12 protein-coding genes are annotated in these 13,807 nt (G+C 48.5%); 7 read left to right on the top strand and 5 right to left on the bottom strand.

From position 1 onward, the window contains the following. Positions 1-18 precede the first annotated feature (18 nt). The gene (locus tag H6G00_RS06010) at positions 19-588 is read right to left on the bottom strand and encodes a VTT domain-containing protein (protein ID WP_190796036.1); all 570 of its coding nucleotides are present in this window, start codon (positions 586-588) and stop codon (positions 19-21) included. Between the two features lie 279 nt (positions 589-867). Between H6G00_RS06010 and H6G00_RS06005 the strand changes: the two genes are divergently transcribed. From H6G00_RS06005 to H6G00_RS05995, 3 genes are all read left to right on the top strand, one after another. After that, positions 868-2,346 carry a DUF2157 domain-containing protein gene (locus H6G00_RS06005; protein ID WP_190796035.1) on the top strand — a complete coding sequence of 493 codons (1,479 nt, stop codon included), beginning with the start codon at positions 868-870 and terminating at the stop codon, positions 2,344-2,346. Beyond that, positions 2,343-2,972, top strand: a complete 630-nt coding sequence (locus H6G00_RS06000) for a GDYXXLXY domain-containing protein (RefSeq protein WP_190796034.1) — start codon at positions 2,343-2,345, stop codon at positions 2,970-2,972. Before H6G00_RS06005 ends, H6G00_RS06000 begins: the two co-directional genes overlap by 4 nt. A gap of 143 nt (positions 2,973-3,115) precedes the next feature. Then, positions 3,116-3,793, top strand: a complete 678-nt coding sequence (locus H6G00_RS05995; RefSeq protein WP_190645194.1) for a metalloregulator ArsR/SmtB family transcription factor — start codon at positions 3,116-3,118, stop codon at positions 3,791-3,793. A gap of 7 nt (positions 3,794-3,800) precedes the next feature. On the opposite strand, the gene sppA is transcribed toward H6G00_RS05995, so the two are convergent. From sppA to pyrR, 4 genes are all read right to left on the bottom strand, one after another. Further along, positions 3,801-5,636, bottom strand: coding sequence for a signal peptide peptidase SppA (sppA, locus tag H6G00_RS05990; RefSeq protein ID WP_190645193.1), 1,836 nt, complete (start codon positions 5,634-5,636; stop codon positions 3,801-3,803). A 198-nt stretch (positions 5,637-5,834) separates the two neighbouring features. Continuing rightward, complete coding sequence (gene fni / locus H6G00_RS05985; RefSeq protein ID WP_190796073.1) at positions 5,835-6,884, bottom strand: type 2 isopentenyl-diphosphate Delta-isomerase; 1,050 nt, start codon at positions 6,882-6,884, stop codon at positions 5,835-5,837. Positions 6,885-7,217: 333 nt separating this feature from the next. Next, positions 7,218-8,780: a glycoside hydrolase family 5 protein gene (locus tag H6G00_RS05980; RefSeq protein ID WP_190796033.1), complete on the bottom strand. Its 1,563-nt coding sequence runs from the start codon at positions 8,778-8,780 to the stop codon at positions 7,218-7,220. A 983-nt stretch (positions 8,781-9,763) separates the two neighbouring features. Next, the gene (gene pyrR, locus H6G00_RS05975; protein ID WP_190796032.1) at positions 9,764-10,303 is read right to left on the bottom strand and encodes a bifunctional pyr operon transcriptional regulator/uracil phosphoribosyltransferase PyrR; all 540 of its coding nucleotides are present in this window, start codon (positions 10,301-10,303) and stop codon (positions 9,764-9,766) included. Positions 10,304-10,587: 284 nt separating this feature from the next. Here pyrR and typA point away from each other — a divergent pair, with 284 nt between their 5' ends. The 4 genes from typA (at position 10,588) to H6G00_RS05955 (ending at position 13,806) form a co-directional block, all read left to right on the top strand. Further along, a complete protein-coding gene (gene typA / locus H6G00_RS05970; RefSeq protein ID WP_190645189.1) occupies positions 10,588-12,378 on the top strand; it encodes a translational GTPase TypA in 1,791 nt (596 codons plus the stop codon). A gap of 246 nt (positions 12,379-12,624) precedes the next feature. After that, positions 12,625-12,906 carry a pentapeptide repeat-containing protein gene (locus tag H6G00_RS35240; RefSeq protein ID WP_190645188.1) on the top strand — a complete coding sequence of 94 codons (282 nt, stop codon included), beginning with the start codon at positions 12,625-12,627 and terminating at the stop codon, positions 12,904-12,906. Further along, positions 12,872-13,234, top strand: coding sequence for a pentapeptide repeat-containing protein (locus tag H6G00_RS35235; RefSeq protein WP_190796031.1), 363 nt, complete (start codon positions 12,872-12,874; stop codon positions 13,232-13,234). The genes H6G00_RS35240 and H6G00_RS35235 overlap by 35 nt, the downstream gene beginning before the upstream one ends. A gap of 125 nt (positions 13,235-13,359) precedes the next feature. Further along, on the top strand, positions 13,360-13,806 hold the full coding sequence (locus H6G00_RS05955) for a hypothetical protein (protein ID WP_190796030.1): 447 nt from the start codon (positions 13,360-13,362) through the stop codon (positions 13,804-13,806). The last annotated feature ends 1 nt before the right edge of the window (position 13,807 follow it).

Genomic DNA, 13,807 nt, shown 5'->3' with positions numbered 1-13,807 from the left:
GCTTTCTCTAAAACCAATCTAAATTAAAGCTTCTAATAGGCTGCTCCCTAAATAGATGTAAGCTGCAACGATCGCCGCACCACTTATCAGTAATGCAATTAAAAAATATCTATATCTGACTTTAGTTAAACCTACAGCATAGCTCATAATATCTTGTGAGAGAGGCATGATTAAAATTATGTAGAAGATGCTTTGGCGACTTTTAAGTCGCCTCATAAATTTATCCAGTTCCTCTAGATTCTTCTTACCAATGAAACGGCTTGCAACTCCACGACCGAGTTTTCTAGAGATCCAATAATTAATGCTGCACCCAATCAGAGTAGCGACATAACTTAGAATAAAGCCAGTTTCCTTGCCAAATAAAGCTCCCCCTACAACAAAGAGAGAGCTTCCACTAAAAGGGGCAAGAATTAAACTCAGTGAACATAGAACAATAAAAATTAAAGGTGCCCAGGCTCCTGTTTCTTTAATAAAATGTTGGGCGTTTTCTAAGCCTATTGCTCGTAGAGCCAAAGCCATCAAAGCATAGACAATTGCAATAAATAACAAGGCTAAGAAAACTTTTTTAAGCTGCAGCTTAATTTGCATGGTAAAGACCTAATCTAACGAAGAGTTTGAAGTTGCTTTATGGATGAATGCCCTCAAAAAAATGCTTCAGGTTCAATTCATTAACAGAGAACTCTTGATCAACTTAGTAATAGAATCTACGAATCGTCAAGTTAAGATAAAGACTTTGGAAGTCAAGACAAAGGACTCAATTGATTGCGTGGAGCCAGTTGTGTATCTGGCATATTCCTTTGTGGCAAATAATTTAATTAATGGGATACCAGAAACATCGGCTCAAATCATCCTTGGGGGCGGTGCAAGATGGTGTCAGATAAGTTTCGGCGGCAGCTTCGGCAAGAAGCGGTAGGTTGGCTGGCGAATGGCGTGATTGATCAAGCTCAGCATCAGCGGTTGTCAGAGCTTTACGAATTTGACCGTCTGGATACAGCCGCCCGCGATCGCTTCATTGTCATCCTGGTTGGTCTGGGCAGCATCTTGCTGGGGCTAGGGATCATCACCTTTGTGGCAGCAAACTGGCAAGCTATTCCACGTGAACTAAAAGTAGCAATGCTGTTGGTTCTATTTGTTGGCATCAATGCGCTGGGATTTTATCTGTGGAAGCAGCCTTTGAGCCTGTCCCCTGGTAGAGAACAGGCACAGCAGCGTGTTGGGCAGGGGCTATTGCTCCTGGGGGCGCTGATTTTAGGCGCGAATATGGCGCTGATGGGACAAATTTTTCATCATAGCGGTTCAGCCTACGCCCTATGCCTGATTTGGGGATTGGGTGTAGTCGCGATGGCCTATAGTCTGCGCCTTGTTTCCCTTGGAATTCTGGCAATTTTGCTGATGGGAATTGGCTACTGGCTGGGCATCCAGGAATTGTTTAGTGTAGGTGTGCTACCTGCATTGGGATTGGTGATGCAAAACATGCCGATCATTGCTGGGGTGCTGTTTGTGCCGCTGGCTTATCGGTGCCGCTCTGGAGTCTTATTTGGGTTGGCAGCGATCGCCGTCATCTCTTCTTTTCTAGTCATCCTTATGGATCTGAGTTGGCTGTTTCCTAATGCACAGGGTGCTATGGGAGCGATCGCCTTCACTTTACCGGCTGCGTTGCTGTGGAGCTATGACGACGCAATCTGGCAGCGTCCCTGGCAAAGACTAGCTTCCTTGCCACGTCCTAAGCCGTTTCGAGCGATCGCCCAACCCATGGCGCTGATTTATCTGAGTGGCTTGGTTTACCTGATGTCTTACCACTTCTGGTGGACTGAAGGTGGCAATCAGGCTGCTGCCTCGCCCCAGTCTCAACTAACTGGTAATGGACTACCGCTATTGCTTAACCCTAATCTGCTCTTTCTAATTGGACTAACACTGGTGCAGTGGTTCTACCGAGGCAAGCCAGAGCAACGTACTAACTACTGGCGGCTGACTCAGAATGACGGGGTGATGCTGGTATTTTTGCTCGTCATTGCTTGTATATCGTTATGGCATTGGAATGTTTCGCCGATCATGGCGATCGCTACCCTCGCCTTTAACCTCCTACTGTTTTTGCTAGCTGCCGGATGCCTGCGCGAAGGCTTAGCGGAGGGGCAACGTCGCCTATTTTGGAGCGGCATCGTGCTGCTGACACTGCAAGTTCTTAGCCGCACATTGGAATACAACACCGGGCTATTGCTGAAATCGCTGGTATTTTTGCTCTGCGGCGTTGCCGTCATCCTGGTTGGGCTGTGGTTTGAGCGGCATATGCGTGTGTTGAAACGTCCAATCCTCCCCGACACTTCATCATCGGAGCAAGCGTCATGACTACTCACAACGTTCCAGGTTGGCGGTTTTGGTTGCCATTAGCGGCTCAGGTCGCTCTGATTTTGGCAGTTCCAGCGCAGGCAGTTTACACGCAGTTCGCAGGCAGAACGGCAATTCTACAAACGGTTCCGGTTGATCCTTATGATTTGCTACGTGGCTATTATATAACGCTGAGCTACGACATCTCCAGGCTTGAAACCCTACAAAACTTGCCTGGTGGAGAAATTTTAGCTACTCCAAATTGGTCAGCCCAAACTCCCTCTTTATTTGAATCTGGGTTGCCCTTTTATATCGTGTTGCAGCCTGCTCCAGACTCCGATTCGCAATCTGCGGCAACCAGTTCATTGCCCCAACCCTGGCAGCCTGTGCGGATTAGTGGCGATCGCCCCACCAACTTACCCTCCAACCAAATTGCCCTACAGGGAAACTATCGACGCGGCAGCATTTCCTATGGACTAGAGGCGTACTATATTCCTGAAGACCAGCGGATTGAAATTAATGAACGAATCAACCAGTCTGGGCAATCAGGCGAAGCACAAGCCTTTGTGGTAGAGGTAAAAGTAGATGCCCAGGGGCAAGCAGTGCCCATCAGCTTGTGGGTAGGCGATCAGAATTATAAGTTTTGAGTCTTCCTCACCCAAAGCTGATCACTCAAAACTCAAAACCACCCTCTTTGCTTTGCTTCTAGTTACTCTGGTTCTAACGGTCTACGCAGTGGGTTTGCTATCATTAATCTTCTTTTATCTCTCCCAATGGGGAGGATTGGTTAATGGAGGACGTTAAAAAAGCGAAGGACCAAATTCTGCATGTGCTGAAGCTACAGGGCGCACAAACAGCGACTGCTCTGGCTGATGAGCTACAGGTATCACCGATGGCAATTCGGCAGCACCTTCAGACCTTAAAAGCAGAACAGTGGGTGACTTATCGCGAGGAACGTCGTCCAATGGGGCGACCCGTCAAGCTATGGCAATTAACCGAGCAGTCAGCCGATCGCTTTCCTAATCGGCACGCTGACCTGATGGTAGATTTGCTCCGCAGCATTCAAACGGTGTTTGGCTCTGATGGGGTGGATAGGCTAGTGACAGAGCGCAGCCAGCGGCAAATTCAAACTTACCAATCTAAGCTGACTGATTTGGTCGCTGAGCAGAATTGGCAACACCAGGTGAAAGCGATCGCCCAGCTTCGTACCCAGGAAGGCTACATGGCAGAAGTGATCGATCAACCCGATGGAAGCCTGTTGCTAGTTGAAAACCATTGCCCCATCTGCACTGCTGCCCAAACCTGCCAAAAGCTGTGTGGAGCAGAATTAGAGGTATTTAAGGCAATTTTGGGAGAAGCGATCGCCATTGAGCGAGTTGAGCATATTTTGCAGGGCGATCGCCGCTGTGCCTATTGGGTAGGGCTGAGGGATCAAGGACGAGGAAATACCTCTTTCCCTAATCCTTAGCCCCTCATCAGTTCACCCTTGGTAAAAACGGCAGACGCATATACGCTCCTAGCGGATCGTTGAGTGCTTTTAGGGTTTCCAGGTCGGCTCTTAGCTTTTGAAGTTCTAGAGAAAGCGGGTCGCTTGGTGTTGCAGCACGAGTTATCTGGTCGTTGATTCGACTGCTGAACAGTTGACCAAAGAATTGCTCGCCAAAGCTGGGATATTTGGGATATTCCTCTAGCCGCCAGTCATCTCCCAAGTCGGCTTCTTCAACGGCCGCCTGAATTGCGGCATCTAGCCCACCCAATTCATCTACCAGTCCTAACCGCTCTGCGGCAACACCAGACCAGACTCGTCCTTGAGCAATTTCGGCAAGCTGCTGTCGAGGAATGGGGCGAGATTCTTCAATTTTGTCGAGGAAGCGATCGTAGAGCCGATCGACAATTTGCTGCCCAATTGCCAGTTCTGCTTCTGTTTTAGGACGGGCGATCGTCTCGTAATCGGCATACTGTCCGGTCTTCACTACGTCCCAGGTGATACCGTTTTGGTTAGCAAGTTCCTGCACGTTAGGCAATAGTCCAAACACGCCGATCGAGCCGGTAATCGTATTGGGTGAGGCAAAAATTTGACCGCCATAGGTAGCAATCATGTAGCCACCAGAGGCAGCAAAGCTACCCATTGAGACAATGACGGGTTTTGCTTCTTGCGCCAAAAATACTTCTCGCGCAATCTGTTCAGAGGCAGTGGCACTTCCACCCGGACTGTTAATCCGCAATACGATCGCTTTTACTTCGTCGTCTTTACGCAGTTCTCGAAGCTGTCTGGAAAGGCGATCGCCCCCCACCTGACCTGCACTCCCTTCACCGCTGACGATATCGCCCTCTGCAACTACAAGCGCCACTTGGTTGTCGCCTCCAGCATCCTCGTCGGCCGCAAGCACATCAGCATAAGTGGGTAGAGCAATGTGGCGGAATGTTTCTCCTTCCCCTTCCCCTTCTCCCTCTGATTCACCCGTTAGTTTTCGTAACTCTGTCACAATTTCATCGAAATAGCTGACCCGGTCAACCAAGCCTGCCTCTTGAGCCTCATCGGCTAGCAGTAGCCCTTGATTGTTGGCGATCGCCTGAAGCTGCTGAGAAGTAATTCCCTGACTTTCGGAGGTAGCAGCAAGAAACTCACTCCACAAATCAGCCAGCAGTTGTTGGGTTTGTTCCCGCTCTTCAGGGCTTCTGCTAGTGCGGATAAACGGCTCCACTGCCGACTTATAGCGCCCCACGCGCAAGACCTGAATGCCAACACCGTATTTTTCCAAAGCTCCTGCAAAAAATGTAGTTTCTGCCCTGAACCCGTTTAGCTCCATCAGTCCACTGGGACTAAGGGCAACCGTATCTGCTACAGAGCCAAGATAATAGTCTTGTTCTGCCCAAGCTTCTGAATAGGCAAAAATTGGTTTTCCAGACTCGTGAAATGTTTGCAGTGCCTCTCGCACTTCTCGCAATGTGGCGAACCCAGAGCCAAGCCCAGTGGCATTCACATTGCCCGTAAGATATAGTCCGACGATGCGGTCATCTGTAGCAGCCTTCTCCAACGCATTCAAAACATTGCGGAGTGACACCGTTTCTGGAGTACCGTCTGATAAAACCCCTTGAATAACCGTGTTGGCATCAGAAACCGGGCTGGAATCTGTGATCTCCGTAGACAGGTCGAGAACTAAGATGGAATCTTTTTCTACAGTCGGTCCAGCACTTCGAGAGGCAGTGGCGATCGCACTGATGATAAATAGGAGTCCTCCAAGTCCCAGCGTCACAAACAGAATTAGTCCAACGAAACTAGCAAAAGTGTATTTGAGAAAGTCGCGCATGAGGGGAGTGGGAATTAGGGATTAGGGGTTGGGGATTGTGGAGTTGGAATTTTGATGGGTATTTGAGGGTTAGTACAAACGCAATTCCATCACGTCTCCATGGAGGGTAGTCAACCAAAACGGAATTGAGGCTAGATCTAGTTTAGAGTTTGGATTTAGAACTGTTGGAAATTCAACTAAATTCCCTAACCTCCAAACCTAAACCCTCATTCCCAAACTTTGCAGAACACCAGGATTCCCTAAATCTCTCACTGTAGAATTGCCTGTGCAAAAGAGAACGGTAGTGAGTTCTGCAATTAACAGCCTGACTAGCTCATGCAGTGCATCTTCTGATTCTGAGGCGGCTTGCAAAAAAGGCAGGGCTAGCCCAGCTAAGTCTGCTCCAAGGGCGATCGCCTTAGCTGCATCCAGTCCATTCCGCAATCCGCCAGAGGCAATCAAGGGAATGGTGGGGGCGATCGCCCGAATTCCAACAATGCACTCTGCCGTTGGCAGTCCCCAATTGGCGAATGTTTCTCCTAGTCGTCGCTGCTGAGCATCCTTTGCCCGCTCACTTTCCACCTTTGCCCAGGATGTTCCTCCAGCTCCGGCTACATCAATTGCACTAATCCCTGCATCAATCAATCTTTCTGCCATTTTTGCCGAGATGCCGTTGCCGACTTCTTTCGCAATCACAGGCACAGGCAGCTTTTGACAAAGTTGCGCAATTTTGGCAAACAGTCCGCGAAAGTTAGTATCTCCATTGGTTTGGACTGCCTCCTGAAGCGGATTGAGATGCAGTACCAAGGCATCGGCTTCTAGCCAGTCGATCGCCCGCTGGCATTCCTCCAAACCGTAGCTGTAGTTGAGCTGAACGGCTCCCAGATTGGCAAATAGGAGAATGTCAGGGGCAAGCGATCGCACCGCAAAGGTTGGCTTCACTTGCGGATTTTCGATCGCCACTCGTTGCGACCCCACTCCCATTGCCAGTTTGTAATGCTGCGCCACTTCTGCCAATCGATAGTTAATTCGTTGGGCTAACTCAGTTCCCCCCGTCATGGAGGAGATCAGTAGGGGCGCACCCAGCGACTTTCCTAAGAAAGTAGTTGTCAGGTCAATTTCATTCAGATCTAGCTCTGGTAAACAACAGTGAGTAAACCGATAGCGCTCTAGCCCAGTCGTAGTTTGGTGAAACTGCACATCCTCTTCCAGGCAAACCCTTAAGTGGTCTGCTTTGCGTCCCTGAGTTAAAGCTGCATCCTCTAAGATGTTTCCGTTGTGATGCGCTGTTTGATTGATTGAAGAATTTATAGTTGAACTCACAGTGCTTGAACCAGCCGCTAATATGCCACTGATATTTTGCTAAAAAGTGGCACCATGACTTTTAGTAATTTGCATAACTTTGCTTAACAGTACAGCTAATCGAAAGAATTTGCGGCACAAGCGGTGGCGCTCGCCCATACTAACAACGCCATGGCTGTAGGGACGTTTCGCGATTCGCGAAACGTCCCTACAGCCATTGAAATGCCCTGAATGTTTAGTCTGCTGGCATCAGCTTATGCAAACCAAGGTTGAGTTTTGATCGGCAAGGAGAAGTCTGCTTCAGGCAGGCTTTTTGACAAACTCAAGATAGTCAAAGCGAGCATACTCACCCCCATCTCGAATACCTTCCAGCTTAAATGTCTCTCCCTCCTTTAGTTGCACAGAACCTAAATTACGTCGCACAAAGCTAGACGAGCTTGCTTTATTGCTAGACAAATTCTGGTCAAAGCTCAGAGTAAAATCCTTTGCGGCAAAGTCTAGCTTGAGAGTAGAACGACCATCATTTTCGTCGAAATAGCCCATCACAACGTCATAGGTACCAGAACTGCCCTTAAACGTTTGGCTCAAGCTGCCTTTTGTCCCGGTTAGTTTAACTAGTTTTTGAGCGGAAGCCGAAGACAAGCTTTCAGCTGAGTAGCCTGATTTGGACATATTCTCAGCCTCATAGCGCAAGCTACTTGATGGGGAAGGACTGGGAACTGGACTAGGTGTTGGATTGGGTACTGGTGTAGGAATTGGCAGGGGTGTAGGAATTGGCAGGGGTGCAGGCGCAGGGGTGTTGCCAGGACGCGTCTGTAGGCTCTCAGCGCGACGAGCATCTTTCCACACTTGCTGTCCAAACCAGCTTAAATTATCTGGCATTGAACCACTAGAACTAAAGTTAGCTTTGTGTCCCCCACCACCAGTGGTCAGGTCAAAGGCATCGCCTCCCTGCCAAGCCCAGGCAAAGCGTCCCACCTCTCGCTTTTGAACAACCGGCAAAACACCACTCACTGTCTCCTTAAATCTGCCTGAGCTACCGTTTTCAGCACCATATTCCCCCACAACCAGGGCAAGTCCTTTGGCGTGAACTCGGTCAATGAAATCATCCATTTTTGCTTGAGTGTTCGTCTTCCACTGGTCGTATGTGTGCAGGGAAAAAACTGTGTTTTTGTCTGGATCGACAGATAACAGTTTTTGACCTAAAGAAAGAATGGCAGACTTACTTTCACTCACAGGGCTGCTGTTCCAGGAACCGCTGTCCTGCCCCCAAGACCAACCATCTACGACGATCGGGTTGTCAAAACCAGTAGAGCGAATCGCTTTAATTACGGAAGTGTTTTGCTGTACATATTTGCTCACTGCGCTGGAGCTGCCGCTGTCAGAGCCTCCAGGTTCATTAGAAACGTTGAGCCAGACATAGGGATTGTCTTTGTATTTGCTGGCTAATCCTTTGTGCCAATTGACCAGCTTGTTCAATTCATCTGAGCTGTACCATTTCCCGGTGCGTTCGTGCGGTTCAATCATCACCACAATACGCTGACTGGTGAATTTCTCGACGATCGCATCAATGGTGCCGTTTTCAGCATAGGTTTGTTTGTTGTCCAAACCGAGCTGACGAACATTTAATCGAATTGAGTTAAATCCCCAACGTTTAATGTTGTCTACCTGTTCAGGTGTTTTGCCAGGCCATCCATAGCCTGGGCCGTTAATGTTGACCCCTTTGGCAATAAACTCACGTCCGTTTGGGTCATAGATTTTGGTGCCAACCACCCTAAAGTCATTTGAGGAGTCTGACCTACCGACTGGAGTGGTTGCAGCAGCAGCAAATCTTTGAGATGAGGTTTGGCTCGTAGAAGCCATCAAAGAATCGCTGGAACGTTGTCTGTGTATTGATGGTGAGTATCTTGGAGTACTCAAAGGGGATGCTGTAATGTCTGGTGATGCAGTTCCTAAAGGTTGCTGGTTCTTTTGTCCAAAACCTTTGCTGGATTGCATGTTGAGCTCCTATTGATGATTAGATTGCTGGAATGTTGTGCAATGAGCAGGCTAAAGCTGAGCGACCGAGGTTAAGCTCGGTACTCAAAACATCTGCAAAACATGTGTCTTTACAGACTGCTGCAACAAAGCGCAGCAAATTTAGCCGTGAAATATCGGGTTCAGCACTGTTTTTGGTAGATGGGCTGAACAGAGTTGGAGGTGTTGGAAGTGTAAGGAGGAATGGCGATCGCCACCTCCCTTATTTCCACCCTCACTAAAGCTGAATTAGACGCAAAACACCGGCCCCTGAAACCTTAATTTCAGGTAGATTCCCCATCAGGAGCCACTGATAGATGAGTGATGAATGTGCTGAAAACTTTCGCAGAATCGCCGTTTGGGTTCAGAGTATAGAACTCAAGTACAGGACTGGTTAGAATTTGCTCGAATCTTTCTTGGACAAGCAATCCTTGAACTTGCAAAGATGTGATACATGCCATCTCCACAAAAGCTATTGAGCATTAGTCATGTTTAACCAAGAAGTATTGGTTGGTAAACGATTGTGCCTAGACCTGGCGGATGCATTGAAAGAATGGGTATTCAATTTCACCCTTAGAGGTTAGATGCGTTATACACGTCTAACGTTATATTCTACCCGTGTAAATAATGTCAAGGATTGCCAAAAATGAGTGATATTTAGAGTTAGCAGGAACTTTGCTGATGCTCCGTTCGTCTAACTAATTGATATGATCCGTTCGGCAACAAAATGATGTGAACGGGTTGCCAAAACTTTTTGTTTTTTGGGAACAATTATCTTGTTAATTTAGACAGACGAGATAGCTTCTCACACTCACCTATTCGAGCGGTAATTAGCTGCGAGTGATTAATTCCACTGCATCGCGCCCATCAATTTCTTGTAGATAAACTTTCACCTGTTCTTCTTTGGCGGTAGGCAATTTTTTTCCAGTGAAATCAGGGTGAATTGGTAGCTCTCGATGCCCGCGATCAACCAGTACTGCCAGCCAAATTGCTTCTGGTCTACCGTAATCGTTTACTGCATTTAACGCCGCCCGAATGGTTCGCCCTTTGAAGATCACGTCATCAACTAACACAACGGTTTTGCCCGACAAATCAAAGGGAAGCTCCGTTTTTGCAGGTGTGCGTACTCCAATGGTGTCTAAGTCATCCCGATAGAAGGTAATATCTATTGCACCAACGGGAACTTCCACTTGTTCCAGGACTTCAATTTGTCGAGCTAGCGTTTCTGCCAGTGGTACGCCTTTAGTGTGGATACCTAACAGCATGAGTCTCGACAAATCTCCAGCCCGTTCAACGATTTGAGAGGCTAGCCGAGTCAGGGTACGACGCAGTTCGTCGGCGGAGAGAATTTCAACAACTTCTGGGGACATGGGGTCAGGGGTTAGGAGTTGGGAAGGCTGATTATTTTAGCAATCTTCTGACAGCCAAGCTCCTGCTTCTGACAGCCAAGTTTGCTCGTTGCAGATGCCAATCGAGATTATCGTGGGATTGGCTAAAGGCGATCGCCCCCAAATCCACTCAGTTATTCCAAGAAATATTAAGATAAGATCATTACGGCTTCTTTACAGCACCCGATCCCGATCGACTAGGAAAACTTTGTTAAGAAGCTATTAAGCGCAGCTTATCTCTTATTCAATCTCTCTGGAATTCTCTTATGACTCTGCCGATTCGCAATGTCGCCATCATTGCTCACGTTGATCATGGCAAAACAACTCTAGTTGATGCGCTGCTCAAGCAGTCTGGCACATTTCGCGAAGGGGAAGAGGTTCCAGACTGCGTCATGGACTCCAACACCCTAGAACGGGAGCGGGGCATCACGATTCTGTCAAAAAATACAGCCGTTCGTTTCAAGGAAACGCTGATCAACATTGTAGACACCCCTGGTCACGCTGACTTTGGTGGCGAAGTGGAGCGGGTGTTGGGCATGGTAGACGGCTGCATCCTGATCGTGGATGCCAACGAAGGCCCGATGCCTCAAACCCGATTTGTGTTGAAAAAGGCTCTGGAAAAGGGCTTGCGTCCAATTGTGGTGGTGAATAAAATTGACCGTCCCCAAGCTGACCCGCATGGGGCGATCGACAAAGTGCTGGATCTGTTCCTGGAATTGGGTGCAGATGATGACCAGTGCGATTTCCCTTACCTATTTGCTTCTGGGCTAGAAGGCTACGCCAAAAACACTCTGGAAGAAGAAGGCGTAGACATGCAGCCCATGTTTGAGGCAATTTTGCAGTATGTCCCCGCTCCGGTTGGCGATCCGGCGAAGCCTTTACAGCTTCAGGTGACGACGCTGGACTATTCAGAATATCTGGGTCGAATCATCATCGGCAAAATTCACAACGGCACCATCCAGGCAGGTCAGCAGGCGGCACTCGTGACTGAAACGGGTGAAGTCGTCAAGGCAAAAGTAACGAAGCTGCTGGGTTTTGATGGACTCAAGCGAATCGAATTGCAAGAAGCTTCGGCAGGCAACATCGTCGCGGTCGCTGGGTTTGCCAATGCCAACATCGGCGAAACAATTACCTGCCCGAATGAGCCGCAGGCTTTGCCGCTGATCAAAGTGGATGAGCCAACTCTGCAAATGACTTTCTCAGTGAACGATTCGCCGTTTGCAGGACAAGAGGGGACTTACGTTACGTCTCGTCAGGTGCGCGATCGCCTCTTCCGAGAACTGGAAACCAACGTTGCGCTGCGGGTTGAAGAAACTGACTCTCCCGACAAAATTGCGGTTGCGGGTCGGGGTGAACTTCACCTGGGCATCTTGATCGAAACCATGCGGCGAGAAGGCTACGAGTTCCAGGTTTCTCAGCCACAGGTCATTTACCGCGAGGTCAACGGCCAGCCCTGTGAGCCATTTGAGCTACTTGTGCTAGACGTTCCTGAAGATGGAGTTGGTGGCTGCATCGAGCGTTTGGGTCAGCGTCGAGGCGAAATGCAGGACATGCAGGTGGGCGGCAACGGTCGCACTCAGCTAGAATTTGTCATTCCGGCGCGAGGCTTAATTGGCTTCCGGGGTGAATTTATGCGCCTGACTCGTGGCGATGGCATCATGAGCCACAGTTTCCTGGATTATCGTCCGCTCTCCGGCGATGTGGATACTCGTCGCAACGGTGTGCTGATTTCCTTCGAGGAAGGCGTCTCCACCTTCTACGCGATGAAAAACGCTGAGGATCGGGGCGTATTCTTCATCTCACCCGGAACCAAGGTCTACAAAGGCATGATTATCGGTGAGAACAATCGTCCTCAAGATCTGGAAATCAACGTTTGTAAAACCAAACAGCTCACCAACCACCGCGCCTCTGGCGGTGAAGAACTGGTGCAGCTTCAGACTCCGGTCGACATGAGCCTGGAACGCGCGCTGGAATACATCGGTCCCGACGAACTGCTGGAAGTTACTCCAGAGTCGATTCGTCTGCGGAAGATGTCTAAGAAACTAGCGAAGCGCTAAAAGCTAGGTCATTAAACTTAGTGAGGCGGGCATTTTGCCCGCTTTTTATTTGGCGCTGTTCCTACAAGATTTGGCAGCAGGTTGAAGAGGCGATCGCGGTTGGAGGGTTCTACCTAAGCAATTCGTCGAGTAATCAATGAAGTACTAGAGCACTCGTACCTTTCCCTGTTTAGTCTAAACTGTCTGTGTTCGGAACCGTGCTTTAAGATGCTGGATCACGAAGCGTAGGTTTGACAATAGAGAGCAATGGTAAATCAAGAATATCGCGACCGACTGAGGCACGGAGTAGAAGAGTGGAATAAGTGGAGAAAGCAGAACCCAAAGGTAAGGATTGACTTCAGCGGTTCTAACCTTAGCTTTGCTAACCTTTGTTTTGCCGACCTTAGCTTTACCGACCTCAGTTTTGCTGACCTCAGATATGCCAACCTCGCAGGTGCCGATCTCGCCTATACAGATCTCACCCATGCTTACCTGACTGATGCCTACTTAATTGATGCTGACCTTAGCTTTGCACCTCTACAAGGCTAACCTCTACAAGGCTAACCTCCACAAGGCTAATCTCAGTGATGCCAACCTCACCGGTGCTAACCTCATCGGTGTTAATCTCAGTGATGCCAATCTCAGCGCTGTCAAAGCTTTAGGCACGAATTTCCATACTGCTACACTAACAGGAATTTGTACCGAAAACTGGAATATTAACTCTCAAACCAACTTGCAAGAGGTTACTTGTAAGTACGTTTTTACTAAGCATGATGATGAGCAATTTCAGTTTACCGATCGCCGTCCCCACGCCTCAACCAAATATTTGCTCCAGGCGAATTCACCAAACGCTATCAAATCGTTCTGGAGTCAGTAGAGCTGTTCTTCAACGACGGCATTGACTGGAAGGCTTTTCTTGCTTCACTGGAAAACGCAAAAGCAAAATATGGGGATGATCTCAATATTCAGAGCATTGAGAAAAAGTTAGGTAGCTCACTTGTAGTGCGACTGGAAGTACCCTCTGACACGGATAAAGGTTTATTTGAGCGAGGGTTTAAAGAGCTATATGAAACCGCTTGTCAAATTGCTGAAACACAATACCGTGTTCAACTGCAAGCGAAGGATCGTGAAATTGAGATCTATAAGCAGCAAAATGCAAACCTTTTTGAATTGGTTAAGCTAGGGGCAAGTAGACCTATCACAGTTGAGGCAAAAGCTGTGGCAGAGAACCATTCGAGTTCAGCAACCTACAATACGACCGTACATGGCAACGTTGGAAATCTTGCCAACAAAATGCAAGACCAAGCATCGCAGCAAACTAACCAATACATCGGTGCGAACCTGAACGAGATCACTGCTCTGATTCACTCCCTCCGAGGCAAGGCAGAGTCCTTCCCAGAAGCGCAACGGACTGACGCAATTAGATCATCTGGAGGACCTAGAAGCTGAC

The sequence above is a fragment of the Leptolyngbya sp. FACHB-541 genome (assembly GCF_014695875.1).
Classification (GTDB): domain Bacteria; phylum Cyanobacteriota; class Cyanobacteriia; order Elainellales; family Elainellaceae; genus JAAUTN01.
The sequence above is the reverse complement of the archived record's forward strand: the minus strand, read 5'-3'. Positions and strand labels throughout refer to the sequence as shown.